This window comes from Hymenobacter artigasi (assembly GCF_012275535.1).
GTDB classification, from domain to species: domain Bacteria; phylum Bacteroidota; class Bacteroidia; order Cytophagales; family Hymenobacteraceae; genus Hymenobacter; species Hymenobacter artigasi.
Genome location: NZ_JAAVTK010000011.1, coordinates 71,672 through 98,240, shown reverse-complemented (window position 1 = coordinate 98,240; position 26,569 = coordinate 71,672). Strand labels below are relative to the sequence as shown.

The following is a 26,569-nucleotide window of genomic DNA, read 5'->3' as shown; positions in this document are numbered from 1 at the left end:
AACTCAATCGATTGGTTTACTACCACCCGCGAGATGCCTCGGCTACGCTCGGCATGACGTTCTTTTGCTAACTGCTAATATCCCAGCGCGGTATCGTCGCCGCGCGGGTCGGCGCCGCCTTCCAGGATGCCTTCGGGCAGGATGTGGATGATGTCGAGCCGGCCCCAGGGCAGGCGCGGGTTGAGGTGGTAGCCGCGGGCGCGCAGCGTATCCTGGGCCACGGGCAGCAGGGCCCCGGCTTCTACGTCGATGATATCGGGCAGCCACTGATGGTGCAGGCGCGGCGCGGTGACCACCTGCTGGGCATTCAGGCCGTAATCAACAATGCCAATGATGCTTTGCAACACGCTGGTAATGATGGTACTGCCGCCGGGCGTGCCGGTCACCAGCGCCACCTTGCCGTTGCGGGTGAGGATGGTGGGCGTCATGCTGCTGAGCATGCGCTTGCCGGGCGCGATGGCGTTGGCGGTGCCGCCCACCAGGCCGTAGGCGTTGGGCACGCCGGCCTTGGCCGAGAAGTCGTCCATCTCATTATTTAGCAAAAAGCCGGCCCCGGGCACCACTACTTTGCTGCCGTAGGCCCCGTTGAGGGTGGTGGTGCAGCTCACGGCATTGCCGAAGGCATCGACGATGCTGTAGTGGGTGGTTTCGTCGCTTTCGTAGCCGGGCAGCTTGGCCCCGGCCGCCACGGCGGCGCTGGCAGTGGCGCGGCCCTTGGGGCGCATGGAGGCGGCCCGCTGGCGGTTATAGTCCACATCGAGCAGCTTTTGCACGGGTACAAAGCCGAAATCCGGGTCGCCAAGGTAGGTGGCACGGTCGGCGTACACGCGCCGCTCAGCTTCGGTGATGTAGTGCACAGCCAGGGGTGTGTGGTAGCCGGCCTGGGCCAGGTCCACGGGCTCCAGCATTTGCAGCATTTGCAGCAGGGCCACGCCGCCCGAACTAGGCGGCGGCATGGTAATCACGTCGTAGTCACGGTAGTGGCCGCGCAGGGGCTCGCGCCACTTGGCCTTATAGTTGTCGAGGTCGGCCTGATTGACGAGGCCACCGCCGCGCTTCATCTCGCTGAGCAGCAGGCGGGCGGTTTCGCCCTTGTAGAAGCCGGCACGGCCCTGGTCGCGCACGCGGGTGAGGGTGCGGGCCAGCTCGGGCAGGCGCAGGGTGTCGCCGGCCTGCCACTCGCCGCCGCCGGGGCGCAGGTAGGCCGGGGAGCTGCCGGGGTTGTATTTCTGGAAATCGGCGCGGTTGCGGTTGAGGCCGGCCGCCTCTTTGGCCGTAAGCGGGAAACCCCGCGTGGCCAGCGCCACGGCCGGCTGCACCAGCGTGGGCCACGAAAGCTTGCCCAGCTGCTTGTGCAGCGTCGCCATGCCGGCCACGGTGCCGGGCGTGCCCACGGCCAGCGGGCCGGCGGTGCTCAGGTCGGGCACCACATTGCCCTGCTTATCGAGGTACATATCGCGCGTGGCGCCGGCGGGGGCCGTTTCGCGGAAATCGAGCGAGCCGGCCGAGCCGTTGCGGTCGCGGTAGAGCAGGAAGCCGCCGCCGCCGATGTTGCCGGCCACGGGCAGGGCCACGGCCAGCGCAAACTGCACGGCCACGGCCGCATCGTAGGCGTTGCCGCCGCGCTGGAGAATCTGGGTGCCGATTTTGGAGGCTTCGGGGTGGGCCGAAACCACCATGGCGTAGCGGGCCAGCCGGGGCGCGGCGGCCTTGGGCGGCGGCGTACCCAGCGACCCCTCGAAGGCCCGCGAGGTTGACGTGACCGGTCGCTCGGCCGAGCAGGCCAGCAGCAGCGCCAGCGGAATGGTCAGGAGACGGTATCTCATCATTGGGCAAAATAACGCCATGTTTCAGCGGATTGCTATTGCCGGACCGAAATTGCCTGCCAGCACGTATAATTTGCCGCCGAGCCGCCGCCGCTGCTGGACCGGCAGTTGCGGCGCGTTACTTTTGGCCCAAACCTTCCCGCATCATGGCTACGTCGAAATCCACTGCATCCGCCGCTTCCAGGGCCCGCCGCCCGGCCCCGCTCGCCCTCGTGAAAAACGACGCCTGGCTCGCGCCCTACGAGCCCGTGCTGCGCCAGCGTCAGGCCCGCCTACAGGCCCGCCTGGCCGAAATCGAACAATACCACGGCTCTTTAGCAAACTACGCCACCGCCCACCAGCAGCTGGGCCTGAACCACGACGCTGGGCGCGGCGGCTGGGTGTACCGCGAGTGGGCTCCCGGGGCCGATTACCTGTCGCTGGTTGGCGATTTCAACGGCTGGGACCGGGGGAGTAATCCGCTGCAAAAGCTCGATTTTGGGGTGTGGGAATTGTTTTTGCCCGATGCCGAGTATGACCAGCGCCTGGCCCACGGCAGCCGCTACAAGGTGCACGTAGCAGCCAATGGCCAGGGCAAAGACCGCCTGCCCGCCACCCTGCGCCGCGCCGTGCAGGACGACGAAACCAAGGATTTCGCCGGCCAAATCTGGCGGCTCGAAACCGAATTCCGCTGGACCGACCAGAAGTTCCGGCCCGCCACGGCTGTTAAAGAGCCGCTGATTTACGAGGCCCACGTAGGCATGGCCACTGAGGAAGGCCGGGTGGGCACCTACCGCGAATTTGCTGAGAACATTCTGCCCCGCATTGAGGCCGACGGCTACAACACCGTGCAGTTGATGGCCGTGATGGAGCACCCGTACTACGGCTCGTTCGGTTACCACGTGGCCAATTTATTTGCCGCCAGCTCCCGTTTCGGCACCCCCGAGGACCTGAAGTTTCTCATCGACGAAGCCCACCGGCGCGGCATTGCCGTGCTGCTCGACATTGTGCACTCGCACGCCGTGAAAAACGAGGCCGAGGGCCTGGCCGATTTCGACGGCTCGGGCAACCTCTACTTCCACAAGGGCGAGCGCGGCAACCACCCCGGCTGGGACAGCAAGCTCTTCGACTACGGCCGCCCCGAGGTGCAGCAGTTCCTGCTCAGCAACCTGCGCTTCTGGCTCGAAGAATTCCACTTCGACGGCTTCCGCTTCGATGGCGTGACCAGCATGCTCTACCATCATCACGGCGAGGGCGTGGCCTTTGTGGGCTACGACAATTATTTCGGCCCGGCCGCCGATGAGGACGCCATCCTGTATTTGCAGCTGGCCACCACACTGGCCCACGAATTCAAGAAAGGTGCTTTGCTGATTGCCGAGGACATGAGCGGCCTGCCCGGCCTGTGCCGCCCCATCAAGGAGGGCGGCGTGGGCTTCGATTACCGCCTGGCCATGGGCATTCCGGACTACTGGATTAAGCTGCTCAAGCACACGCCCGATGAAAGCTGGCCCCTCGGCGACCTCTGGCACACCCTCACCAACCGCCGCGCCGGCGAGAAAACCATTGCCTACGCCGAAAGTCACGACCAGGCCCTGGTAGGCGACAAAACCCTCGCCCACTGGCTGTTCGATGCCGGCATCTACGCCCACATGCACGCGACCGACGGCGACCCCGGCGCGGCGCGGGCGCTGGCGCTGCATAAAATTATCCGGCTGCTCACGCTGGCGGCCGGCGGTGAGGGCTACCTAAACTTCATCGGCAACGAGTTCGGCCACCCCGAGTGGGTCGATTTCCCCCGCGAGGGCAACGGCTGGAGCTACCAGTTTGCCCGCCGCCAATGGAGCCTGGGCGACAATCCGGAATTGAAATTCCACCAGCTAGGCGCGTTTGACAAGGCGATGGTGCATCTGGCCAAAGCCGGCCACCTGCTGGCAGCCGGCCCGGCCGTTTTACTAAAGCACGACGACGAAAATCAAGTGCTGGCCTTCGAGCGTGGCGGCTTGGTATTCATTGTGAACCTGCACGTCGAAAAAAGCCTGACGGATTACCGCTTCTGGGTGACGGAGGAAGGCAAATACCGCGTGGTGCTGTCGTCCGACAACAGCCGGTTCGGCGGCTTCGACCGGCCTGATGAGGCGTTTGAGTACGAAACGTTCGAGCACCAGCTCAGCCTGTACCTGCCGAGCCGGGTGGCGCTGGTGCTGTCACGGGCGTAGGGCATCGCAACGTTGGATGTCAGGGCGGGCCTTATCTGACCAAGGCCAGGCGTTGGCGGTAGCGCTTGTTGTTGATGGCCACCTCGCACACGTATAGGCCGCTGTTCAGGTCGGCGGCGTCAATTTCGAGTTGGTGGGTTCCCGTGGGCAGGTGTTGGGCGGGCAGCTGCAGCACCACGCGGCCAATACCATCCAGCAGGTGCACATTCACGGCCGCGGGTTCGGTCACGGTCAGCTCCAAGGTGGCAGTGGTGGCAAAAGGATTGGGGTATAGCGCGAACGAGCCATTGTCAAAGGCCACCGCCGACGTCGCGCCAGGCAGCTGCTTTTGGGCGTACGCAGCAGGCATTTTGCCCACGTAGAACGGCCGCATCATGTCGTGGTCTTCGTGCGAGAGAATGTGGCAGTGCCAGGCGTACAGGCCTTTCCGGTCGAAGGTGGCCACCAGGCGGGTTACCTGGCCCGGCGCAATCGGGTACGTGTCCTTCAGCCCGGCCTGGCCTGGTTCGGGCGGCAACAGGGGGCCGGTGAACTGCACGTTGGAGAGGGCCGCCGTATGCGGGTCTACCGTGCCCGTAAACGTTCTCGAGCCCAGTACGCGGAAGGAAACCAGGTGCAGGTGAACGGGGTGCGCGTCCTCCGTAAGGTTGTAGATTTCCCAAATCTCGGTGCTGTTCAGTGCCGGGTTTTCCGTAATGGGGTCATGGTGCTCCATTGCTCCCTGCTGCATGGTGCCCAGCATGGGCAGCAGCCGGCCATACTCGTCTTCGCCTTCCACCAGAATTAGCTTGCGAACGGTGGTAGTCGTGGGCACCGGCGGCAGCGGCTTGTGAAAGGAGGCTGGCAGGGGCGTGAGCGGGTAGGCCGCATTGAGCGGCACATCCACCCGGAAGGCCATTATCTGGGCCTCGCTGTCGTGGGGGCCTACCGGGTCGCCATCGGGATAAGGCGTAGCCGCGTCGTTGGTGATGAGGATGGTGCGGCCCCGGAGCGCGGCATTGGAAAAGTCGATGACCACGTCCTTCCGCTCGCCGGGCGCAAGCAGCAGCTCGGGCTGGGCCACGGGCTGTGGCAGCAGCCCGCAGTCGGAGCCAACCTGCCACATGGTTAGGTCCTGGGTTAGGCGCAGGTTGTAGAAGCGCGAGTCGGAGGCGTTGAGCAGGCGGAAGCGGTACTGCCGCGGCTCTACGCGCAAAACGGGCCAGGCCTTGCCATTTACCAGAATGATGTTGCCGAAAAACTCCGGCAGCACGCTCGGGTTTGGGGCATTGGCAACTTCGGGCTCGGAGGGGTAGAACAGCTGGCCATCGGCCGTGAACAGGCGGTCCTGAATGGCCAGGCCAATGTCGTAGCGGCTATCGGGCAGGTGCCTGCTTTGGCGGAGGCCGTTCTCGGTGCCATCGGTGAGCAGGTAAAAGCCCGCCAGGCCGGCGTACACGTTCAGCCGCGTGATGCCCATGGTGTGGTCGTGGTACCACAGGGTCGCGGCCTCCTGGCTGTTGTCGTACGTATAAGGTATGTTTTCGCCCTTTTTGTATTCGGGCCCTTTGTTTTGCGCGTACGGCGTGTACCAGGCATCGGGCAACCCATCGCTGTCCGATTCGGTGTGCCCGCCGTGCAGGTGCGTTGCAATGGGCACCCCCGGCGTGGGCATGTGGGTCCAGGCAATGGAGTGGTCGACGGGCAGCAGGTGGGGCAGCGGCGCACCGGTAGGGCCTACCAGGCGGTTCAGCCAACGTACCTGAATGGATTGGTCTTTTTGGGCGAGAATAGTAGGGCCCGGGTATTGGCCGTTGTAGCCCCACACGGTCGTCAGCAAGGGGTTGCCGGCTGCACTTTTCAGGCCCAGGTCTTGCCGGAACTGAGAAACCGTCATGGTGATGGACCGGTTCTTATTGGCCGTCGCATCAATGACCGATGGAATGGGCAGCGGGCTTACAAACCTGGGTACCGCATTGGGATTTAGCAGTTGCTGCGCCTGAAGCGAAACACTCGCAAGCAGGCACGTAGCCAGCAGTGCCCTGGTCAGGCAGCTGGCTACGAGGCGGAAAGGTTTCATATTGCATTGAAAAATAGGTGAGGAGTGCGTAGGTAATGACCGAAAAATCCAGGCCTGAGCCTGTGCTGGAAAACAACTTATAAGGGCAGGGCAGGAAAGCGGGAGGTGCCAGCCATCGTTTGGCCCGGCCTGGAAGGTCCGGGTGCGGGCACTGCTTTCCCTGTTCAGGCCGTGCGCTTTGCCCCGCGCCGGGTGCGGACGTAAGCCGGCCGGAGTGCGCCTGCCCCGCCGCCACGAAAGGGGATGGCCGGAACTTCCCAGCCCCGGTACTGGGGTGGGCACGGTTAAAACATCACGTGCACAAGTTGAATCAAGCCAATAAAAACCGACTGTCAGTAAAAAAGCCAATTGCTTGCTCTCGGTTGGGGGAGCGGCCGGGGTGGAGCAGGCGCCTTTTGAGCAGCGCGTTGCCAATCTGCGGGGCCAAGGCCACCGTCACATCCCGGTCGGGCGGCGTAATTTGGCCGGTGGCTACGTTCTGCCTACCGCAAGCCCGGGCAGAACTGTCGGTACGGGTGCATGCCCATAGCAAGAGACGGCAGACCGCTTCCATGGCAAATAGCAAAAGGGTTGGATTTGCAATTAGTAAATATACAAATATATAATTTATATTATATTAAACTAAGGTTGATTATACTGGTGTGGGCCCCTGCCGTCGGACAACAGCCGTTTCGGTGGCTTCGACCGGCCCGATGAGGGGTTTGAGTACGAAACGTTCGAGCACCAGCTCAGCCTGTACCTGCCGAGCCGGGTGGCGCTGGTGCTGGCGCGGGGGTAGTTGTAGTTAGCGGAAGGTGTTTACCAATATCACCCTTTTCGTGAACGGTTTCTGTCGCAGTACCTTTCCCTCATGGCCCGCTTAAACGACATTACGCTCTACGACGAATTCCATCCAGCGGAAGGGCAGCGCCAGTTTCAGCAGCGAGCCAATTACATCAGCGGGCTGTACCTGCAGTGTTTGCACGGCTACAAGCCACCCAAAACCACGCGCATTAGCATCACCTTGGTGCCAGACCAACAGCTTCCCTATCCGAGCATGGCAGGCTCCGTGGCGTGCATCTACCAGCAGGTGCATACGCCGACCTACGATGCCTTGCCGGACCCGACCAAGTTGCGCTACTTGTTGGACCGCTTGCACGAGGCCATAACGCACCTGTGCCAGGCGTTTCCGTGGGATGCAGCGGTGTTCGCACAAGCCTACCAGCAGGTGCAGGAACTCCACCTAGAATTACACGAGGTATCGTAAGCGCAGAATAACCCTGCTTTAAGTGAACAATAGCAGCGGCCCGATACCAGAAGATTTCAAGCTGCTGCCGTGCCGGGCGAGTTTACGAAACCCGTCTACGAATCAACGTTTACGAAACGCCCGCTAGGGATGAGTTTCGTAAACTCTCCCGGACCTTTTCGGCGGGCGCTTCTACCGGTAAACAACAGGCGAAACAAGCCGCTACTTCCCCAGCTCCAGCACCATGGCCGTTTTGGCGGGTAGCTGTAGCGTGGCCAGGCTGCTCAGGCTTTCGCCGGTCAGCACATTGCGTGCTTTTGTGAACCCGGCCATGCGCTCCGAGAAGCGGGCGGTGGGCAGGGTGGCGGGCTTGTCAGTGGTGTTCGAAGCGACCATCACCGTGCCGCTGGCATCGTAGCGAAAGTACACGTAGAGGCCCTCCTGCGGCAGGTACTGCATCAGCTTGCCCGAGTGCAGGGCGGGGTGGTCGCGGCGGTAGGTGGCCAGCTTTTTTACGAAATCGAAGGCCTCGTTTTCGCGGGCGGTGCGGCCGGCGGGGGTGAACTTGTTTTCCGCATCGCCGGGCCAGCCGCCGGGAAAATCCTTGCGTACCTCGGCATCGGTGGGGTCCTTGAAGTTCTTCATCAGGATTTCGGTGCCGTAGTACATGCTCGGGATGCCACGGGTGGTGAGCAGCCAGGTCAGGCCCATCTTGTAGCGGTCGAGGTCGTCGCCGATGACGGACAGGTACCGGTCGTGGTCGAAGTTGTCGAGGAAGGTGACGAGCTTGCTGGGGTTCTCGTACACGGCATCCTGGGCCAGGGTCTGGTAGAGGTGTTGCGCGCCGCCGTCCCAACCGGTGGCGGCGGGCGTGCCCACTTCTTTCAGCGCAGCCAGCAGGCCGCCTTCGAGCACGAAATCGAGCCCGCCGGGTTGGTTCGACTTGAAGGGAAAATCAATCTTGTTGCGGGTGTAGTAGGCCTGGTCGATGACGTTGTTCACCGACGACTCGCCGAAGATGTGCAGGCGTGGGTATTCGGCCAGCAGCGCCGCGTTGCAGCGGTTCATGAAGGGCTGGTCGTTATACATATAAGTGTCGATGCGGTAGGCGTCGATGCCGAAGTTCTCCACGTTCCAAAGGGCATTTTCAATCAGGTAGTTGGCCACGTAGGGGTTCTGCTGATTGAGGTCGGGCAGGAAGGGCACGAACCAGCCGTCGAGGGTTACGCGCTTGTCGCTGGCGGCGGCGTGCGGGTCGGTAATGGGCTGGTACTTGTAGGTGGTGTTGGTGTAGGTGGGCCACTGGTGCAGCCAGCTTTTCATGGGCAGGTCCTGCAAAATCCAGTGGGTGTTGCCCACGTGGTTGTACACGGCATCCTGCACCACTTTGAGGCCGGCGGCGTGGGCCTGCTGCACGTAGGTTTTGTAGCCCGCGTTGCCGCCGAAGCGCCGGTCCACGTTGTACTGGTCGGTAAAGCCGAAGCCGTGGTAGGAGGCGCGCATGGTGCCGCCTTCGTTGGTGAGGGGCTGGTCGTTTTCCGTCACCGGGGTCAGCCACACGGCCGTGGCACCCAGCTCCTTGATGTAAGGAAAGTGCTGGGCCACGCCGGCCAAATCGCCGCCGTGGCGGAAAAAGGGATTGGCGCGGTCGAGGTTGGTGTCGCGCATGTCGGCGAACTTGTCGTTGCTCGGGTCGCCGTTGGCGAAGCGGTCAATCATGGCCTCGTAGATGAAATCCGCATCGGTCACGCCCTGACCTTTGGGCGACTTGTCGCGGGCCCGGATTTCCCAGGTCTGCGTCACCGTCTGGCTGCCTTTTTTGCCGATAATCTGTACCCGGCCGGGCTTGGCCGTGGGGCTGATAACGAGGTCGAGAAAAGCGTAGTTGGGATTTTCAACGGTGTTGGTTTTCACCAGCTTCACGCCGGGGTAGCTGATGCTGTAGGCCAGCGTGCCTGCGCCGGGACCGTGCACGAGCACCTGCACGCTGGGGTTTTTCATGCCCACCCACCAGTTGGTGGGGTTCACGCGGTCGATGGCGGCAGTTTGGGCATTGGAGAGGTACGGCAGCAGGGCCAGCAGCGGCAGCAGCAGGAAGCGGCTTTTCATATCGAGAGTTGGTGGGAAACTGACGGAGGAAATGGGCAGGAATTTAACCAGATTAAGCACATGACGCGGGTCGCCTCACCCCCGGCCCCTCTCCTGCGGAGAGGGGAGCCTGAAGACTTCGCCCGGTTGCTGACGACTGGCACCCCTCTCCGCGGGAGAGGGGCCGGGGGTGAGGTGACCCGCGAACAAGTCATGGGCGCTTGCGGCCCTGGCCCAGCAATTCTATGGTTTCGGCCAGGCGGTGGGCGCGGGTTTCGGGGCGCTTGGCGCCTTCAAGCCAGCGCACGAAATCGCGCTGGTGGGTGTAGGCCAGCTTAGCGAAGTAGGCAGCGGCCTGGGGGTTTTTGGCTAGCTGTTCGGCGAGGTCGGTGGGGGCTTCCATCTTGCGCTCCACCACATCACGCGAGAGGGTGACGCGCACCGTGTCGCCGATGGTTTTATCCACCGCTTTGCGAATTTGCTTGAGGACGTGCAGGGCGTGGTGGCCGTCGCCGAGGGGCGTGATGCTGCCCTGGTAGGGGTAGCCGTCGAAGGTGACCTGCACGGGCACCCGGCCGCGCGTACCGAATACCTCGGGCACCGAAAAAGGAATAACGACGAACACGCCGCCATCGCCATCGCCGGCTTCCAATACGGCTTCAAATTCGTGTTCAGGCTGCATACGGGGCGGAGTTTGGGGTTGAAAAAGGGCTTGTTTCAGCAAAGTAAGCCATTCCCCTCCGAAGCCGCTGCTGCGGACTCAGCCTGCTGCCACTTCGCCCAGCACGCGTTGCACGGCGGCATCGTCGGTGGCCGCCACTACGCGCACCTTGCCGGCGGCGTCCTCATACAGGGCCAGCAGGCGGTGGTGCAGGGCCTCATCGGGCACCAGCACGAGGCGGGCGCGGCGCATGGCCATGCGCTCCATTTCGAGCTGGTAGCCGTGCTCGGCGGGGTTGGGCAGGTCGAGGGCCAGGCTGGCGAGGTAGAGCACCAGCGGCCGGCCCGAGCTGTTGCGGATTTCGAGCGCCGCCAGCCACGCCGGCCAGTTGGGGGCGTAAATCACCCCAAAATCGGCGGTGCGGCCCCGTACCAGCTGCGCCGCCTGCCGGGCATATTGAATCATGCGGAAGTTCAGGCCGTCGAGGCGGGGGATGAGCACGGTGGGTGCCGGGCGGGGCGCGGCGAGGGAAGCGGTTTCCGGCGCTTCATCAGCCGCCGCCGGAGCGTCAGGCACGAGGTCGTCTTCCGGCGCCGACAGGTCGGCGGCTTCGGCCGCGCCGATTTCAGCCGTGGTTTCCTCAAAAACGGCCGGATGCTGCACGGCTGGCAGGTCCGGGTCGGGGTCGAAATTCAGGTCGCCGGCCTGCGGGCGCTGCCGGGGCCGGATGGTAGCCCCGGCCGACCCGAAACCGGGCACTGCCGCCGTTGGTACCGCGCCAGTGGCCTGCGCTGCCACCAGCGGCCGGGGCGGGGCGGGCGGTGGCGGCGGGAAAAATGCCCCCGAACCCGCCCCCAGATACGGGGCGGCCGGCAAATGCCACTGGCCCGCCAGCGCGGGCGCATGAATGCCGACAGGCCACTGGCTGCGGCCGGGAGCAGCGGCCAGCATGCGGCCCGAAGGAGCCAAAGGCTTCGCTGAAGCGCCCGGGACAGTCGGCGCGGCTGCTTCCGGAGCATCGGCGGCGGCCAAATCGGTGAGGCCAATAATGCGCGACTGTTGTGCCGGTGCGCTCGTTTTGCTCTGCGCTGCCAATGTGGGCAGCAGCTGTATGCCCGGCCGGTTTACGGCCGCTTCCAGTGCATCGACAGCGGCTTCTGAAGCGGGCAAAACAGCTGCGGCGCTATCCGTAAAAGTCTGTTCTTGAATGGGGTAATGTGCGGAGGTAGCTGCCGCTTCCGCGGCTTTCGGCGCGTTGCTGGCGGCGTTTTCCACCGGGGCTTCGCTGGCCGGCAGATGCGGGTACACGGCCAGCACCGGCTGCCGGGTGGCCAGCTGGTACACCAGCGGCAGGGTGGGGGGCAGGGCCGCGCCGCCGAGCACGGCCACGGTGGGGTCGGCGTCGTCCCAGGCCAGCAGCAAAACGGAAAATTCGGGCGGAGTCATGGGCAAAGCGGGGAAGGAAATTCATTCGGCCAGCCACTGGAGGGAGGACGCTTGGCCGTGAATTAACTCCCAATGCTACGGCAACGGGCCCGCATTTGCCGAAAAAACCCGTTTGTGCGGCGCAGAAAAAAGTAACTTGCGTGCTTCACTAATGCCTTGCCGGCCCGGCCGGTCTTTTTTTAACCGGTTTCATCCCGGTTTTTGCCTTCTGCTTAGAATTACTTTATGGATACCACGATTCAGGAAAATAACTACATGGTAAACGACCTGGCGGCGCAAAGCCACCAGGAACATTATCCCGGCGAAATTATCCGGGCCGACGAGCTCGACGGCCACCGCTTCCTCTTTAACTGCCAGAACGGCGTGCGGCTCTTATTGCACGTCCTCAGCGACAAGATTATCCGCTTCCGCTACCTCACCGACGGCCCGCTGAACCCGGACTTTTCCTACGCCGTGCCCGCCGATGCCACCACCCGGCTGGCCCCGGCCACGGTCGAATTCCGCGAAAAGCCCGACCACTACCGCATCACCACCGAGCGCCTCATCTGCATTGTGCAGAAGGAAAACCTGAAGGCGCGCGTGCTCGACCGCTCCGGCACCATCCTGAGCGACGACGAGAAGGGCTTCCACTGGGAGTACGACTACGACACCGGCAACGACATCGTGAAGATGAGCAAGCAGGTACCCGCCGGCGTGCACTACTACGGCCTCGGCGACAAGCCCGACAACATGAACCTGCGCGGCAAGCGTTTCACCAACTGGGGCAGTGATACTTACGGCTACGTGAAGGGCTCCGACCCCCTCTACAAGAACATCCCGTTCTACCACGTGCTGCACCAGAAAATCGCCCACGGCATTTTCTTCGATAACACCTTCAAGGCCAACTTCGACTTTGCGGCCGAGCGCGCCGACGTGACCAGCTTCTGGGCGCAGGGCGGCGAGCTGAACTACTACTTCATCTACGGCCCCACGCTCATGGAGGTGACCCAGGACTACACCCTGCTCACCTGCCCGCCCGAGCTGCCGCCCCTCTGGACGCTGGGCTACCACCAGTGCAAGTGGAGCTACTACCCGGAGGCCAACGTGAAGGAAATCGCTTCGGGGCTGCGCGACCGCAAGATTCCCTGCGATGCGCTCTACCTCGACATCGACTACATGGAGGGCTACCGCTGCTTCACCTGGAGCAAGGCGCACTTCCCCGAGCCCAAGCGCATGGTGCAGGAGCTGGCCGCTGACGGCTTCAAAACCATCGTCATCATCGACCCCGGCATCAAGATTGACCCCGAATACCCGGTGTATAAAGAGGGCGTGGCCAACGACTACTTCTGCCGCCGCGCCGATGGCCCGCTGATGAAAGGCTCCGTGTGGCCCGGCCTCTGCAACTTCCCCGATTTCACCGCGCCCCGGGTGCGCGAGTGGTGGGCGGGGTTGTTTCAGGAGTTGATTCAGGACATTGGCGTGAAAGGCGTGTGGAACGACATGAACGAGCCGGCGGTGTTCGAGAAAGGCACCTTCCCGCCCGATGTGCGCTTCGACTACGACGGCCACTCGGCCTCGCACGCCAAGGCCCACAACATCTACGGCATGCAGATGGCCCGCGCCACCAACGACGGCGTGAAGCGGTTCAGCTTCCCCAACCGGCCCTTCACCATCACGCGCAGCACCTACAGCGGCGGCCAGCGCTACTCCTCGGGCTGGACCGGCGACAACATCGCCAGCTGGGAGCACCTCTGGCTGGCCAACATCCAGTGCCAGCGCTTGAGCATCTCGGGCTTCAGCTTTATCGGCTCGGATATCGGCGGCTTCATCGACACGCCCACCGGCGAGCTTTACGCCCGCTGGATTGCCCTGGGGGCTTTCCACCCATTCTTCCGCACCCATAGCTCCGGCGACCACGGCGACCAGGAGCCCTGGAGCTTCGGCGACGAGGTGACCGACTTGGCCCGTCACTTCATCGAGTTGCGCTACCGCCTGCTGCCCTACATGTACACCGCCTTCTGGCAGTACGCCACCCACGGCACGCCCATGCTGCGCCCGCTCACCTTCCTCGACCAGAACGACACCGAAACCTACCTGCGCATGGCCGAATTCGGCCTCGGCGATAACCTGCTCGTCTGCCCCATCACCCAGCCCGGCGCCGACGGCCGCTGGATGTACCTGCCCCGCGGCGACTGGTTCTACTACTGGACCGACACGCCCCAGGCCGGCGGCAGCGAAGTGTGGGCGGCGGCCGACCTCACCCGCATTCCGCTCTTCATCAAGGCCGGCGCGGTGGTGCCCATGCAGCCGGTGATGCAGTACGTGGGCGAAACCCCCGTCACCGAGCTCACCCTGCACGTGTACTACAAAAATGGCACCGCCGAGAGCGTCCTCTACGACGACGGCGGCGAAGGCTACGCCTATACGGAAGGCCAGAAAACCGTGCGCCGCTTCACCGTCACCGGCTCCGCCACCGACCTCGTCCTCACCCAGGCCATCGAAGGCGACTACGCGCCCAGCTACGCCACCTACCGCGTGGTACTGCACGGCGTGGCCGGCACCATCGAAGTGACGGCCGACGGCCAGGTTGCGGAAGTGACAGAAGCTACTTTGGAAACGGGGCTGACGCTGCCGAGTCTTGTGGTGCCCGTCGGCTTCGGCGAGGTGCGCGTGAACGTGGTGCCGGCGGGAGCAGGGAAGGGGGAGGTACCGGTTGTTTAACCAATGGCGCTGCCAATAGACGTGTACCTATTCTGCCTAAAGCCTTCGCGGGCACATACAGATGAATCAAAGAATATGGTCTTTGCTGGTAATCTCAAGCTGCTTATTAATAACGGTGGCTTGCAACTGGATATATAAGACGGTTAGCTTACAATTGCCTGACCGCTACCAAGGGTGGATTTGGGTTGTACCCGTGCCTGATTCTCTCACTTCCGCTGTACACCTAACAGGAGAAGTTTACTTGGTCAGCGATGAAGGGGTAGTTTACCTGCCTGCTTCGGTGATGAAAGGAGTCAGCCGGTATAGCATCTGCCAGCACGGACAAGACTTAGAACCGCTGATGCAGTATTCTGGCGTTTCGATAGACAATGTAGCTAGTGGTGACCGCCGCTATGTCCAGTTTTATTTGCCACCACCAGCGAACCGAAACATCGTAACCAAAGAATACTGGCGGGAACAGATGAGTAGTATTGAGGAGCAGAAGCGGGATAGAATGAAGCAATTAATGACCTCTGGAAACCTAAGATTTTACTTTCAATAGCTTTCATTAATTAGGATAAAACCAAAACAGGGCACCCCACGGGGTGCCCTGTTTCGTTCCCGCCCACCCGGCCGCTCCGCCTAGGGCGGCCCCAGGGCGGCGGGCGGTGCGGCCGTGTCCGTCACCACGTAGTCCTGGTACTTGCGGGCGTCGGTGGTGGCGTAACGGGCCTGGCCGCTGCCGTTGCTTATCTTCGGAATGGCCATGCCGCTGAAATAACGTAACTATACATGGCCCGCACTTAGCCTCGCAAGCGCCCCGCTTCGGCAGGTTTCCCGAAGGGGTGGAGCGTCCAAAGCGCTGGTTCCCGAAACCCGCCGACGCGCCGGGGAGGCACCCGAGGCAACTTATCCGACCTGAACCTCTCGCTTTAGCAACCAATCATATGACCGCCAAGCAAAACTTCAGCACCGCGAACGTGCCCCGCTCGACCGACGTATTTCCGCACGCCGTGGTCGCCAACAACCTCATCTTTGTGTCGGGCACCACCGGCATCACCCCCGGCACTGGGCAGTTGAGCGCGAGCTTTGAGGAGCAAGCCCGGCAAGCCTTCCGAAACATCAAAACCATTCTGGAGGAAATGGACAGCAGCCTGGATAAAATTGTGAAAACAACGGTGTTTATGGTGTCAGGAAATGATTTCAGCATTCTGAACAAGGTCTACCAGGAGGTTTTCCCAGACAATGCGCCCGCCCGCAGTACGCCCCAGGTAATGCCTTTCCCAGCCGGAATCCTGATTTCAGTCGAGTGCATTGCGCTCGTGTAACATTCAGCGCCCTTCCTGCTGGCGCGCGTCTGCGATGCGCTGCCCACTGACTTCGAGCCTGTGGCTCGGGCATTGAGCGGCAGCACCAAACGTAACCATAACCCGAGCCACAGGCTCGAACCCAGTGGGCAGCGCGTCGCAGACGCACGCCAGCAGGAAGGGGCGGGGAAGGGGGAGGTTGCGTAAACTTCTTGAAATATTAAATCCAAATAATAAAAGGCTTTTTAAGTATAGTGGATGCCAGTTGGTACCTGAATAAAGAATTCGACGTGCAACTTTCAGGCTGTTTCGCAAGTCAACGAGATAGAACGCCTTACCTCTTTTTTTATGGACTCGAAACCCACTCGATTTGCTTATTGGCTGCTCGGCAGCCTGTGCGCTATGGCAGCCGTGAGTTGCAACTCCGAAAAACAAGACCCTGACCCCAATTTGGTGGCGGTGCGCTACGCCCAAACCCAATGTGCCGACCGTTGGGGCCAAGCTCAGGGCACCCAACAACTCATAACTGTGGCCCAAACCTACTTGGCCCAGCAGGGCCTAACGCTGCATCAGCCTTCTGCTAGCGTCAAAAATGCTGGCATGGTTTGCAATGCTTGTTCCTGCACCACGGGCTTGGTACTGGAGGGAACGGTGCAATCCGCCGATTTGCCGGCCGTACTCGCCTTAGGCTTTAACAAACAATAATTAGCCTTGGCTAGTACGCTTCAGCAAAGGTCAGCCACCCCCAAAGAGCCAAAACAGGGCACCCCACGGGGTGCCCTGTTTCGTTCCCGCCCACCCAGCCGCTCTGCCTGGGGCGGCACCGGGACGGCGGGCGGGGTGGGCGTGTCCGTCACCACGTAGTCCGTGTGCTGGCGGGCGTCGGTGGTGGCGTAGCGGGCCCGCCCGGCCGCTGCAGCGTTTTACCTTCTGTGCATCCGGGCTGCTGACAAGCTACCTTAGAAATCGACTTGACCCTGCCCGACCGCGTGGAGTCAAATACCTGCCGGTGTAGCAGCTACTTTTGATTCTTCGCACCGCTCCCAACCTGACTCTCACCCATGGACAATGCCCCCGCTCGACCGTCCAGGTCACTGTTTGGAGCCGGTCTGCTGGCCGCGCTGGCTTCCTCGCTTTGTTGCATCACCCCGCTGCTGGCCGTAGTGGGCGGGCTTGGGGGCGCTGCCGGTGCCTTCGCCTGGCTCGAACCATACCGCCTATACCTAGTGGCCCTGACCGTGGCCGTGCTCGGCTTAGCCTGGTACCGCCAGCTGCGCCCCGCCCCGGCCACCGATTGCTGCACCGTGCCCGCCCAACGCTCCGTCCTGCAGTCTACCGGCTTTCTGGCTGCCATCACCGGGCTCGCTGCCGTGCTGCTGGCCTTCCCCTACTACGGAGCCATGTTTTATCCCGTGCCTCCGCCCAACGCCTCCATTGCCACTACCAACGGCACCGTCCCCGCCTGGCAAACCCGCACCTACCGCATCCAGGGCATGACCTGCGAAGCCTGCGCCCATCACGTCGAGCAGGCGGTGCAGCAAGTGCCCGGCGTGCAATCGGTAGCCGTATCTTACGACCAAGCCACCGCCCAAGTACGTTTCGATGCTGCCCTCGTGCCGCCCGCCAGGGTCGAAAGCGCCATTAACAGCACCGGCTACCACGTTTCAAACCCTCCTCGCTAACCTCTTCCCCATGGCCCCGACTCAGCCGGTTACCCTCACTTCGGTGCTCACTTGCCCTGTCTGCCAGCACGCGCAGGCCGAGCAGATGCCCACCGACGCCTGCCAGTGGTTCTACGAATGCACCAGCTGCCACACGCTCCTCAAACCATTGGCCGGCGACTGCTGCGTATACTGCTCCTATGGCTCCGTACCCTGCCCGCCCATCCAGGAGCAAGGAAAAGGTGCCTGCGGCTGCTGTTAATTGATTTCAAAAAAGGGCACCCTACGGGGTACCCCACGGGGTGCCCTGCTGGCGCGCGTCTGTGACGCGCTGCCGCCTGGGTTCGAGCCTGTGGCTCGGGGGCTGGTTGCGTTCGGTTCCGTTGTCCCCTGCTGGCGCGCGTCTGTGACGCGCTGCCCACTGGATGCGAGCCTGTGGCTCGGGCATTGAACAGCGGCACCGGACGGCACAATACACCGAGCCACAGGCTCGCATCCAGTGGGCAGCGCGTCGCAGACGCGCGCCAGCAATGTGCTTAACTTTCGCCAAACTCAACGACTAGCCAATAGCCATATGTCTGATAAATACACGCCGCATAACCCCGATGGCCTGTATTTCCTGACCTTGACCGCCGTGGATTGGGTCGATGTGTTCACCCGCAAAGAATTCAAGCAAGTCATTGTCGATTCATTGCGCTATTGTCAGCAGCACAAAGGGCTGGAACTCTACGGCTGGTGCCTGATGCCATCACACCTGCACCTGCTGGCCCGGGCCGCCGAAGGGTTCAAGTTGGGCCCGATTATCCGCGACTTCAAAAAGTTTACCACCAAAACCATTGTGCGCCTCGCGCAGGAGGGACCGGAAAGCCGGCAGGAGTGGCTGCTTTACCGGTTTGAGTATGCCGCCAAATTCCTGCGCCGACTGGAAGCCCATAAGATGTGGCAGGATGGCAGCCACGCGATGGAGTGCTACACCTTAGCGTTTACCCGCCAGAAGCTACAATACATTCATCAGAATCCGGTGCAGGACTGGAGGGTTGCGGAAGCCGAACATTATTTGTTTAGTTCGGCTGGCGCGTATGCTGGCGTGCCGGGAATGCTCGATGTTTTATTTATCGACCGATAAGCCGGTAGGTTTCACCCTGCTGGCCCCTGCTGGCCCCTGCTGGCGCGCGTCTGCGATGCGCTGCCGTCTGGCATCGAGCCTGTGGCTCGGGGTATTGTGCCGTCCGCTGCCGCCGTTCAATGCCCGAGCCGCAGGCTCGATGCCAGACGGCAGCGCGTCGCAGACGCGCGCCAGCAGGGGGGGACTCTCCACCGCCAGCAGGCCCAGCAGGGAAACTCCGAAAGCGCAATCCCGCAGGGTTGCTTTATCCCGCCCCGGCCCCGTCATTTGCCCCATGCCCGGCACCACCATCCAAGCCATCAGTATCTACAAGCTGCTTGTGCCGTTGCGCGAGCCGTTCGTCATCTCCCTCGGCCCGCTGCTGGCGGTGGAGAATATCATCGTGGTCCTGCGCACGGCCGATGGCCACGTCGGCTACGGCGAGTGCAGCCCCTTTCTCACCATCAGCGGCGAGAGTGTGGACACCTGCTTCATCGTGGGGCAATATTTTGCCCCCGCGCTCATGGGCCGCGATGCGCTGGACCTGGTCGGTAATTTGGCCGAGCTGGACCGCATCATTTACGGCAACAGCAGCATCAAAAGTGCCTTCGATATTGCCCTGCACGACATCGCGGCCCAGCATGCGGGCCTGCCGCTCTATGAATTCCTTGGTGGGAAGAACAACAAAGTTCTCACCACCGACATGACCGTGAGCCTCGGCCCACCCGCCAAAATGCAGGCCGATGCCGTACGCTTTCAGCGGGAGGGCTTCCCGGCCATCAAGGTGAAGCTGGGCGGGAATTTGGAAGAGGATGTGGCCCGGATTCGCGCCATCCGGGCGGGCATCGGCCCCACGCACCCGCTGCGCATCGATGCCAACCAGGGCTGGGCGACGGCCGATAACGCCATTGCCGTGCTTCAGGCGCTGGCCGGGTTCAACATCGAGCATTGCGAGGAGCCCATTCTGCGCCAGCATTTCATGGAACTGAGTCGGGTGCGGGCGGCCTCGCCCATTCCCATCATGGCCGACGAAAGCTGTAGCGACGAGCACGATGCGGCCCGCCTCATCCAGCTGCAAGCCTGCCAGATGCTGAATATCAAGCTGGGCAAGTCGTCGGGCTTCCATCGGGCCAAAAAAATAGCGCAGCTGGGCCAGGGCGCTGGCCTCACGCTGCAAGTGGGCGGCTTCCTCGAATCGCGCCTCGGCATGACGGCCGCCGCCCACTTGGCCCTGAGCAACCCGGCCATCCAGCACTGCGATTTCGATACCCCACTCATGTTCACGGCCGACCCCGTGGTGGGCGGTTTCCGCTACCGCCCAGGCGGCGTAATTGAGATGCCCACCGGCCCCGGTCTGGGCGCGAGTATCGACGCAGCCTGGCTGCGTCGCGCCGAGCAGGTGCATTTTTGATAAGCCAGCCCCGCTCCCGGTTTATTTCAACTATTCCCCAGGCTGTGTTACCTCGGCCAGTGGGGTCAGGCAACCCTACTGCCTAGCACGTTGAACGAAATAAGCGCCGCGTTAAGCCGCCTGCTGAAATAGTTTATATAGATACTTGGGGATTTTCAGAAACAATCCCCGGCGGGCGTGGCTTGAGATAGGTGTGCTATTTGCAATGACGTAACTGGCAATAAATCATCATTTTTCAAATAGGCATGCTAAGAAAATTCAAACTGTCAGAATTGGTTATTCTGTTTCTAGTCGTGTTTTTGATATTCGTGTCGGAGTACTACTACGTGGTTTTGAAGGACCATGACCGGGCGCTGTTTATTGGGTTATGGCCCCCAACCATGTTGCTGTTTCTGGTCTACTTCAACTTGAAAAAACAACAATAACATGGATAACGCCGACATTTTTCTGTTTACCCTATTGGTGGTTCCCGCGTTTATTGTTTTTGCATTCCTTACCATCCGGGAGTTTGCGCACGCTGGCGAGAGCGACTTCAAACCCGATTCTGATAAGCGGCTCAAGTAGCTACCTGGCCGCGCCGATGGAATAGAAAAAAGCAGGCCGTGCCTGCCAAGCCGCGCAGCAGTAGTCTAATCCTGCGTGGTACGACAACTGAAAAGTCGTCGTACCACTATCGGTAATGACCACGGTAACAGCAGGGACGTGTTTAGTGGTGCGACGACCAAAAAGTCGTCGCACCATTTCGTTTCAGTTAATAGCATTGACTGAAAGCCAATTAGTTAACCATGAGGCGCACGGCGGTGCCGTTGCCGCGCACCACGTACAGGCCCGGCGCAAGGGCCGCCAGCTCCAGCCGAAGCGCACCACTGCCGGCTTGCGTAGCCGACAGGCGCACCCGGCCGGCCAAATCCAGTACCTGCACCAGCTGGCCGGCCACAAGGCCCGTTACCGTGACCGTGCCAGCGGCCGGATTGGGCCACACCTGCAGCTGGGCCGTCGCGCTGGCGGGCACGGGCACGGTGCGTACCGGCGACAGGCTTTCGGGGCCGTTGTTGTCCACCTGGCGCAAGCGGTAGTACACCGTGGGGCCGGGGTAAGTGGCCAGGGCCACATCATCGAACTGATAGCTGCGGGGCGTGCTGCTGCTGCCCGTGCCGGGTACCCAGCTCAGGCGGCGGAAAATCGTGCCATCGGCAGAAGTCTCGATGGCAAAGCCGGAGTTATTTTTCTCCGAAGCGGTGTGCCAGTTCAGGTGCGCCGTGGGGCCGTGGGCTTCGGCCGTGAAGGCCGTCAGCTCCACGGGCAAGGGGCCTGCCAGGGTGATGTTGGCATTATTGATGGCAAAAAATACGTTGTTCAGCCCCTGAATTTTGATGCGACCCTGGGTGGTGTTCACATTGGGGAGTTGCACCGATTGGGTGCCATCGTTGGGCGTGCTGGCCAGCAGCACGGTAGGGAAGGTCAGGCCCCCATCAGTCGAGAAAAGCACCTGCACATTGGGGCAGCTCACCGGAGCCTGGTCGGTGCCCAACACGCTCCAGATGAGCGTATAGGGGCTGCCGGGAGCCGCCGTGAGAGCCGCGGCGGGGGCCGTTACGGCAAAGGGTCCGGCCGAGGCCACGGCCAGGGTCACGTTGGCCCCCGTCACGCCGCTGCGGTTGTCGCGCGCCGTGAGGCGGAAATTGAGGGTGCGAGCCACCTGGGGCAGTATTTCGCCCAGCGAGGCCGTGTTGGCCAGCAGCGATGCCAGGTTGGGAAACGTGCGCACCGGGCTGGCCACGGGCGCAAAGCTGCGGAACAGCGGCGGGCCCGAGGCATCGGTGGCCGCACCGGCCAGGCCGCTGGCATTGCCGATGTCCAGCTCTTCCCAGGAATAGGTGAGGGCGTCGCCGTTGGGGTCGGTGCCGCTGCCGGCGAGGGTGAAGGGAGTGCCCAGCGGAATGGTGTAGGTGTTGCTGGCCGGCACGCTCAGGCTGGGCGGCTGGTTACCGGTGGCCGTGAAGCTGCCGCAGTTCAGGCTGGGCACGATGGCACTCAGGCTGCCGGCGTGAAAATAGTTGATGCCGGCGCCCACGTTGTCGGGAGCGCAGCGCGAGTCGTACGACATAATGGTGTTGCCCGCACCAGGCTCGAAGGCTAGCGTGGGGCTGCGGTTGTTGTTGCCACAGTTGCCCTGTTCGCCATTAAATGTATGCGCGGAGCCGAGCTGGTGGCCTATTTCGTGCGTCGTCACCGTGGTCATAAGCGCGGCCGAGCTGCCGGTGGAAGCGCCACTGGCTTTGTATGTGTTGAGACATGCCACTTTCAAGTAGGCGATGCCCGAGTAGCCGCCGCTCAGGTACCCCAGCACATGCCCAAGGTCGTAGTTGCCCGTTCCGATGGCGTTGTCCACCACGGTCTGGTTGTTGTTGGCCAGGCTCACTACGTCGCCGTTGTTATAGGGGTCAGTAGCGGCGTTGGTGAAAATGAGCTGGTCGTTGTTGCTCACCAGCTGCAGGCGCACGGCCAGGTCGCGCTCATACACCGCGTTCAGGGAGTTCACCAGTGTTACCATGCTGGCCAGGGTATTGGCCACGGTGTTGCCTCCCAGCTGCTGGGTGTACTCGCCGGTGGCGGCCATGGCCAGCCGCAGCACGCGCAATTGGCTGCCATATGGCGCGGGTGGGGTGGGCGCGGTGCCCCCAGCGGGCCGTTGCACCCGGCCGGGCACCGGCAAGGCTCCGCAGGCAAACTCCGGCAGCGCGTCGGGGTGGCTCTGGTAGCGGTTGGCGGTACCGGGGTCGGCTTCGATAACGATGGTGCTGGTGAGATTAAGCACCTGGGCGTGCATTCCGGCGGGTGAGGTTTCGAGGCGCACTGAGGCGGTGGGCTCGTCGAGCCCGTGCCCGGCGTAGGTGGCCAGCTGCGGATAGCGGGCCGCCAGCGCGGGGGCCATCACCGGCACTTTGGTGAGGGCGAAGCGGTGCAGTGTGCCGTCGGGGTAGGGCAGTTCCAGGGTGACGGCGGCGGCGGGGCTGGTTTCGGAAGGCGCACTGGCCAGGCGGGCATCCAGCTGCGCGGCATCGAGGGTAAACCAGCTGCCGGAGGTTTTGGGGGCCACGCCGCCATTGCGGGCGGCCGGGGCTGGCTGCCACAGTGGGGCCGGGGTTTGAGCGCTGCCCACCCGGGGGCATAGCAATAGCGCAGAAATCAGCGCAAAATAAATCTTGCCGTATCGAAAATCCATATTAATCAAGCGCAGGCCGGGTATTATGCGATAGCTGTACAGTACAAAACCACTATTGCGGGTTAGTCCTGCCAAATGAGGAGTAATATGGTGCAAAATACAAGTCGGGAAGTGAAATGACGCTGTATTTGCATAGCAGGTACGGCATTTTTTCGCTCACTGATACGCACTAGGCAGGTTATTGGCCGGCTCACTGTCAAGGCGCCTATTTGCAAATAAATATATATTATATAATATATTTATTTATTGAAAAAAGTCAAAACACTTCCTCGTTCAGGGCCGCCCTGCCAGGCCAATGGCAGCATTGTGGTTGCGGGTATATTGGCTGGGTTCGCCTCATAAAAACCGCGTTTTCAGGGCCGGCGTGGGCAGCATGCAGCTTTCCTGCCGGCCAAACCAGCGGTAGCGGTGGCGGGCCACGAAGCGGTAGGCGGCATCGCGCCAGGCGGCAGGCAGCACCCGGCCCAGGCCTGCCACCCGCCACACGCCGCCCAGGCCCTCGGCAATGCGCAGCACGGCGGCCGAATGCGAGTACAACTGCCCGCCGCTCAGCAGCAGCACCGATTCGGGGTCGGCGACGACGGCGGCCGGCGTGAGGCCGTGGGCCAGCAGCAGGGCCCGGCCGGCGTCGCTTTGCAGGGCCGCGAAGCGGAAATGGCCCGCTGGGTCGCGGCGGATAACGAATTGCACAAAGCCGTTGCAGAGGTTGCACACGCCGTCGAACAGGATGGTATCGGGAACAGAATCGGGCATGGCGTCGGCGAAAGATGCAGTGGTGGCTGCTATACTAAACGGGCGGTCCGGGCCAATGTTAACGCAACCCGGCAACTGCCCGTTAAGTAGCGGCCGGCCTGCTACCGGCCAGCCCACTTGCCATGAGCCAAGCCCTGACGCCCGCGCCAATCCTTACGCATGCCGAGCCATTGGCTCACGTGCCCGGCCCTACGGGTTTCTGGGGAGTGCTGCGCCGGCCGTTTGTGCTCGATTTGCGGGCGCTGGCGCTGCTGCGCATGGCCACGGCGGCCGTGATGCTGCTCGATTTGGCCATCCGCAGTACCGACCTGGAGGCGCACTATGCCAATATGGGCGTGCTACCGCTGGCGACCCTGCACGCGCAGGTGTGGTCGGCCTATCAGTTTTCGCTGCACGCGGCCAGTGGGCTGTGGCAGGCGCAGGCGGCGCTGTTTTTGCTGGCGGCGGGGCTGGCGGGGGCGCTGCTGCTGGGCTACCACACGCGGCTGGCCACGGTGGCCTCGTGGGTGTTGCTGGTGTCGGTGCAAAACCGTAACCCGCTCATCGGGCAGGGGGGCGATGATTTGCTGCGCATGCTGCTCTTCTGGGGCATGTTTCTGCCTTGGGGCCGGGTGTGGAGCCGGGATGCTCGCACCCGGCCGGCTCCGGCCCGGCTCGACTATTTCAGTGCCGCTACGGTGGCCTACGTGGTGCAAATCGCGCTGCTGTATTGGTGCACGGCACTGCTCAAAAACGGCCCCGAATGGACCCAGACCGGCACCGCACTCTACTACGCCTTCAGCCTCGACCAGCTGCTGTTGCCCGGCGGGCGGCTGCTCTACCCGCACCCGGACTTGCTGCGCGGCCTCACCTTCGCCACCTATTACATGGAGCTGCTGTTGCCGTTTGCGCTGTTTCTGCCGGTGGGGGTGAGGTGGTGGCGGTGGCTGGTGGTGGGCGTGCTGTTCGGCTTTCACCTCGGCATTAGTGTCACGCTGTACGTGGGGCTGTTTTTTCTGATAAACATGGCCTCGCTGCTGGGCCTGCTGCCGCCCGGGCTGCTAAACTGGCTCGCGGGTCGGGCAGCTCCGCACGCGGCGCGGGCCGCCGGCTGGCGCATGCGGCTGCCGGCCTGGCACTTGCCGTGGCGCCTGCGCCTGGAGCGTACCCGCGAGCCCTCGGCCGGCAGCCGGCGGCTGGTGCGTGCCGGGCGCGAAGCCTTCGTGGCTGTGGTGCTGGCCTACGTGTGCTGGTGGAACCTCGACGATGTGGCCGTGCTGCGCCCCACCGGCAGCCTGATGGTGGCCCCGGCGCGCTGGTTCGGGTTGCTGTTTCGGGTCGACCAGCACTGGGGCATGTTTGCGCCCGTGGTGTTCAAGGATGATGGCTGGTACATCTTCGACGGCACCACCGCCGCTGGCCGCCACCTCGACCTGAACCGGGCCGGCGCGCCCACCCGCTACTCCAAGCCCGCTGCGGTCGTGTCGCTGTTCAAAAATGACCGGTGGCGCAAATACTCCGAGAATTACCTCTTCGTGAGCAATGCCTGGATGCGGCCCTACTATTGCAACTACCTGCTGCGCATCTGGCACGAAAACCCGGCCCACCCGCCGCTCACGCACCTGTCCATCGTGTACATGAAGGAAGTTTCGTTGCCCGATTATCAGGTGGCGAAACCTGTGCGCGAGGTGCTGTGCGAGTGCGAAACGGAGTTAGGGGAGGAGCTTGAAGTAGATTAAGTTAGAACGTCATGCTCATCAGGCCCACTGCTTGAGGTACTGAAACACCTCCGGATGCGTGAGCAGGCCGCCGTGGTGCTGCTGGTTGAACACGGCCGTGCGGACGCTGGCCCCGGCGGGCATAGCGGCTTCATCGCCGAAGGTGGCGTGGCCCCGGGCGCTGCCGTGGCCCACCAGACCATCGCCGAAATACTCGCGCAGGGCCGAGGGCCGGGTGGCGCGCAGCCAGGAACCCATCAGGATATGATATTGCACGCCGGGCAGCGGTGGTACGGGCGTGCGCGGCGGCGTAAGGTCGTTGGCGTGGGCATTCTGCCAGTCCTCATCCACCAGAATGGAGTAGCGCAAGTCCTTGATGCCGTTGCTGCGCTGGTTGAGGGCCTTACTAAGAAAGCGGGTGGGAAACAGGTTGATGCGCTCCAGCAGCCGCGCCGTGAAGTGCGAGTTCTGCTCCAGCCACGAGCCGTCGTTGGGCGTGCCGATGAGGAAAATGGAGCGCAGATGCGCCAGCCAGGGGGCGTTATGAGTTGAGAGTTGAGAGTTAGGAGTTAAAAGTTGATTTTCTCTCGACTCTACTGATTCTGTTGCATCAACTCTTAACTCTTCACTTTTAACTCTTAACTCACTTCCATAATGCCCTGCCGAGCGGATAATCAGCCCGCCCATGCTGTGGCCCACCAGCACGAGCTCGCCGATGGCGTCGGGCCAGGTATTCACCAGCTCGGTGAGGAGGCGGTTGAGCTCGCGGCCGTTTTCGGAGAGGTGCAGGCCGGAGTTGAAGCGCAGGTAGAGGGCGCGGCTGTGGGTTTCTTCGGCCAGGCGCGGGCCGTAGCGGCGGCTGCCGGCCGGGTCCTGAAACCCGGTTTGCCAGATGAGCTCATCGCCCATCAGGCCGTGGATGTAAACCACCGTTTTCTGGCGCGGCTCGATGAGGTGCAGGTCGGCCACGGCCACGTCCTGCCCGCCCCGCCGGAAGCTCATCCGGATGGCGCGCGGGTCGAAGCGGGCCGCCAGCTGGTCGCCAAGCGCCCCATTGAGCACGGGTAGGAAAAAATGCTGGTGCGCCTGGCCCACGCGCACCGCATAGGCGGCCCCGCGCACGGGCAGCATTGCAGCCCGCCCCACGGCCTCCAGGGCACGGCGGAAGCGGGAGGGCGGCTTGGGGTCAGAATCGGACATGGGCTGGCGGGAACACGCGGCGGCAAGATG

The 26,569-nt window shown here is 62.6% G+C and carries 20 protein-coding genes; 11 read left to right on the top strand and 9 right to left on the bottom strand.

Annotated elements, in window-relative coordinates; genetic code table 11:
- Window positions 1-74: 74 nt before the first annotated feature.
- Window positions 75-1,829 (bottom strand): gamma-glutamyltransferase, encoded by a 1,755-nt coding sequence (gene ggt, locus HBN54_RS16880; RefSeq protein ID WP_235955571.1) that lies wholly within the window; start codon window positions 1,827-1,829, stop codon window positions 75-77.
- 143 nt (window positions 1,830-1,972) lie between these two features.
- On the opposite strand from ggt, the gene HBN54_RS16875 reads away from it, so the two are divergent.
- The gene (locus HBN54_RS16875) at window positions 1,973-4,021 is read left to right on the top strand and encodes an alpha amylase C-terminal domain-containing protein (RefSeq protein WP_168674400.1); all 2,049 of its coding nucleotides are present in this window, start codon (window positions 1,973-1,975) and stop codon (window positions 4,019-4,021) included.
- Window positions 4,022-4,052: 31 nt separating this feature from the next.
- Here the strand turns inward: HBN54_RS16875 and HBN54_RS16870 are convergent, their stop codons facing one another.
- Complete coding sequence (locus HBN54_RS16870) at window positions 4,053-6,080, bottom strand: multicopper oxidase domain-containing protein (RefSeq protein ID WP_168674399.1); 2,028 nt, start codon at window positions 6,078-6,080, stop codon at window positions 4,053-4,055.
- Window positions 6,081-6,930: 850 nt separating this feature from the next.
- Here HBN54_RS16870 and HBN54_RS16865 point away from each other — a divergent pair.
- On the top strand, window positions 6,931-7,326 hold the full coding sequence (locus HBN54_RS16865) for a hypothetical protein (protein ID WP_168674398.1): 396 nt from the start codon (window positions 6,931-6,933) through the stop codon (window positions 7,324-7,326).
- A 201-nt stretch (window positions 7,327-7,527) separates the two neighbouring features.
- Here the strand turns inward: HBN54_RS16865 and HBN54_RS16860 are convergent, their stop codons facing one another.
- The 3 genes from HBN54_RS16860 to HBN54_RS16850 all read right to left on the bottom strand — a co-directional run bounded on the left by HBN54_RS16860 (window position 7,528) and on the right by HBN54_RS16850 (window position 11,500).
- Window positions 7,528-9,414 carry an alpha-amylase family glycosyl hydrolase gene (locus HBN54_RS16860; protein ID WP_168674397.1) on the bottom strand — a complete coding sequence of 629 codons (1,887 nt, stop codon included), beginning with the start codon at window positions 9,412-9,414 and terminating at the stop codon, window positions 7,528-7,530.
- A 190-nt stretch (window positions 9,415-9,604) separates the two neighbouring features.
- Window positions 9,605-10,075 (bottom strand): YdeI/OmpD-associated family protein, encoded by a 471-nt coding sequence (locus tag HBN54_RS16855; RefSeq protein ID WP_168674396.1) that lies wholly within the window; start codon window positions 10,073-10,075, stop codon window positions 9,605-9,607.
- A 78-nt stretch (window positions 10,076-10,153) separates the two neighbouring features.
- Window positions 10,154-11,500, bottom strand: coding sequence for a glycosyltransferase family 4 protein (locus tag HBN54_RS16850; protein WP_168674395.1), 1,347 nt, complete (start codon window positions 11,498-11,500; stop codon window positions 10,154-10,156).
- A 225-nt stretch (window positions 11,501-11,725) separates the two neighbouring features.
- On the opposite strand from HBN54_RS16850, the gene HBN54_RS16845 reads away from it, so the two are divergent.
- Both HBN54_RS16845 and HBN54_RS16840 read left to right on the top strand, forming a co-directional pair.
- Entirely contained in the window at window positions 11,726-14,200 is a 2,475-nt protein-coding gene (locus tag HBN54_RS16845; protein WP_210428092.1) for a glycoside hydrolase family 31 protein, read from the top strand.
- 193 nt (window positions 14,201-14,393) lie between these two features.
- Window positions 14,394-14,741: a hypothetical protein gene (locus tag HBN54_RS16840; protein ID WP_168674394.1), complete on the top strand. Its 348-nt coding sequence runs from the start codon at window positions 14,394-14,396 to the stop codon at window positions 14,739-14,741.
- An 80-nt stretch (window positions 14,742-14,821) separates the two neighbouring features.
- On the opposite strand, the gene HBN54_RS23875 is transcribed toward HBN54_RS16840, so the two are convergent.
- Window positions 14,822-14,947, bottom strand: coding sequence for a hypothetical protein (locus HBN54_RS23875; protein WP_262888288.1), 126 nt, complete (start codon window positions 14,945-14,947; stop codon window positions 14,822-14,824).
- Between the two features lie 179 nt (window positions 14,948-15,126).
- Between HBN54_RS23875 and HBN54_RS16835 the strand changes: the two genes are divergently transcribed.
- From HBN54_RS16835 to HBN54_RS16810, 6 genes are all read left to right on the top strand, one after another.
- Complete coding sequence (locus HBN54_RS16835) at window positions 15,127-15,507, top strand: RidA family protein (protein WP_168674393.1); 381 nt, start codon at window positions 15,127-15,129, stop codon at window positions 15,505-15,507.
- A 327-nt stretch (window positions 15,508-15,834) separates the two neighbouring features.
- Window positions 15,835-16,191 carry a hypothetical protein gene (locus HBN54_RS16830; protein WP_168674392.1) on the top strand — a complete coding sequence of 119 codons (357 nt, stop codon included), beginning with the start codon at window positions 15,835-15,837 and terminating at the stop codon, window positions 16,189-16,191.
- A 356-nt stretch (window positions 16,192-16,547) separates the two neighbouring features.
- Window positions 16,548-17,168, top strand: a complete 621-nt coding sequence (merTP, locus tag HBN54_RS16825) for a mercuric transport protein MerTP (RefSeq protein ID WP_168674391.1) — start codon at window positions 16,548-16,550, stop codon at window positions 17,166-17,168.
- Between the two features lie 10 nt (window positions 17,169-17,178).
- Window positions 17,179-17,409 (top strand): GDCCVxC domain-containing (seleno)protein, encoded by a 231-nt coding sequence (locus HBN54_RS16820; RefSeq protein WP_168674390.1) that lies wholly within the window; start codon window positions 17,179-17,181, stop codon window positions 17,407-17,409.
- A 312-nt stretch (window positions 17,410-17,721) separates the two neighbouring features.
- Window positions 17,722-18,273 carry an REP-associated tyrosine transposase gene (locus tag HBN54_RS16815; protein ID WP_168674389.1) on the top strand — a complete coding sequence of 184 codons (552 nt, stop codon included), beginning with the start codon at window positions 17,722-17,724 and terminating at the stop codon, window positions 18,271-18,273.
- Window positions 18,274-18,547: 274 nt separating this feature from the next.
- A complete protein-coding gene (locus HBN54_RS16810) occupies window positions 18,548-19,663 on the top strand; it encodes a mandelate racemase/muconate lactonizing enzyme family protein (protein ID WP_168674388.1) in 1,116 nt (371 codons plus the stop codon).
- A 775-nt stretch (window positions 19,664-20,438) separates the two neighbouring features.
- Here the strand turns inward: HBN54_RS16810 and HBN54_RS16800 are convergent.
- Complete coding sequence (locus HBN54_RS16800) at window positions 20,439-22,889, bottom strand: reprolysin-like metallopeptidase (protein WP_168674386.1); 2,451 nt, start codon at window positions 22,887-22,889, stop codon at window positions 20,439-20,441.
- A 336-nt stretch (window positions 22,890-23,225) separates the two neighbouring features.
- Window positions 23,226-23,642, bottom strand: a complete 417-nt coding sequence (locus tag HBN54_RS16795) for a thiol-disulfide oxidoreductase DCC family protein (RefSeq protein ID WP_168674385.1) — start codon at window positions 23,640-23,642, stop codon at window positions 23,226-23,228.
- Window positions 23,643-23,764: 122 nt separating this feature from the next.
- Here HBN54_RS16795 and HBN54_RS16790 point away from each other — a divergent pair, with 122 nt between their 5' ends.
- Window positions 23,765-25,360, top strand: a complete 1,596-nt coding sequence (locus HBN54_RS16790) for an HTTM domain-containing protein (RefSeq protein WP_168674384.1) — start codon at window positions 23,765-23,767, stop codon at window positions 25,358-25,360.
- A gap of 18 nt (window positions 25,361-25,378) precedes the next feature.
- Here HBN54_RS16790 and HBN54_RS16785 read toward each other — a convergent pair whose 3' ends face one another.
- The gene (locus HBN54_RS16785; protein WP_168674383.1) at window positions 25,379-26,539 is read right to left on the bottom strand and encodes an esterase/lipase family protein; all 1,161 of its coding nucleotides are present in this window, start codon (window positions 26,537-26,539) and stop codon (window positions 25,379-25,381) included.
- Window positions 26,540-26,569: the final 30 nt, after the last annotated feature.

Bases quoted from the DNA above. Each gene is read 5' to 3' on its own strand.
- HBN54_RS16795 (WP_168674385.1), bottom strand. From the start codon at position 23,642: ATGCCCGATTCTGTTCCCGATACCATCCTGTTCGACGGCGTGTGCAAC.
- ggt (WP_235955571.1), bottom strand. From the start codon at position 1,829: ATGATGAGATACCGTCTCCTGACCATTCCGCTGGCGCTGCTGCTGGCC.
- HBN54_RS16855 (WP_168674396.1), bottom strand. From the start codon at position 10,075: ATGCAGCCTGAACACGAATTTGAAGCCGTATTGGAAGCCGGCGATGGC.
- HBN54_RS16815 (WP_168674389.1), top strand. From the start codon at position 17,722: ATGTCTGATAAATACACGCCGCATAACCCCGATGGCCTGTATTTCCTG.
- HBN54_RS16860 (WP_168674397.1), bottom strand. From the start codon at position 9,414: ATGAAAAGCCGCTTCCTGCTGCTGCCGCTGCTGGCCCTGCTGCCGTAC.
- HBN54_RS16830 (WP_168674392.1), top strand. From the start codon at position 15,835: ATGGACTCGAAACCCACTCGATTTGCTTATTGGCTGCTCGGCAGCCTG.
- HBN54_RS16850 (WP_168674395.1), bottom strand. From the start codon at position 11,500: ATGACTCCGCCCGAATTTTCCGTTTTGCTGCTGGCCTGGGACGACGCC.
- HBN54_RS16875 (WP_168674400.1), top strand. From the start codon at position 1,973: ATGGCTACGTCGAAATCCACTGCATCCGCCGCTTCCAGGGCCCGCCGC.
- HBN54_RS23875 (WP_262888288.1), bottom strand. From the start codon at position 14,947: ATGGCCATTCCGAAGATAAGCAACGGCAGCGGCCAGGCCCGTTACGCC.
- HBN54_RS16870 (WP_168674399.1), bottom strand. From the start codon at position 6,080: ATGAAACCTTTCCGCCTCGTAGCCAGCTGCCTGACCAGGGCACTGCTG.
- HBN54_RS16845 (WP_210428092.1), top strand. From the start codon at position 11,726: ATGGATACCACGATTCAGGAAAATAACTACATGGTAAACGACCTGGCG.
- HBN54_RS16790 (WP_168674384.1), top strand. From the start codon at position 23,765: ATGAGCCAAGCCCTGACGCCCGCGCCAATCCTTACGCATGCCGAGCCA.
- HBN54_RS16835 (WP_168674393.1), top strand. From the start codon at position 15,127: ATGACCGCCAAGCAAAACTTCAGCACCGCGAACGTGCCCCGCTCGACC.
- HBN54_RS16800 (WP_168674386.1), bottom strand. From the start codon at position 22,889: ATGGATTTTCGATACGGCAAGATTTATTTTGCGCTGATTTCTGCGCTA.
- HBN54_RS16810 (WP_168674388.1), top strand. From the start codon at position 18,548: ATGCCCGGCACCACCATCCAAGCCATCAGTATCTACAAGCTGCTTGTG.
- HBN54_RS16785 (WP_168674383.1), bottom strand. From the start codon at position 26,539: ATGTCCGATTCTGACCCCAAGCCGCCCTCCCGCTTCCGCCGTGCCCTG.
- merTP (WP_168674391.1), top strand. From the start codon at position 16,548: ATGGACAATGCCCCCGCTCGACCGTCCAGGTCACTGTTTGGAGCCGGT.
- HBN54_RS16820 (WP_168674390.1), top strand. From the start codon at position 17,179: ATGGCCCCGACTCAGCCGGTTACCCTCACTTCGGTGCTCACTTGCCCT.
- HBN54_RS16865 (WP_168674398.1), top strand. From the start codon at position 6,931: ATGGCCCGCTTAAACGACATTACGCTCTACGACGAATTCCATCCAGCG.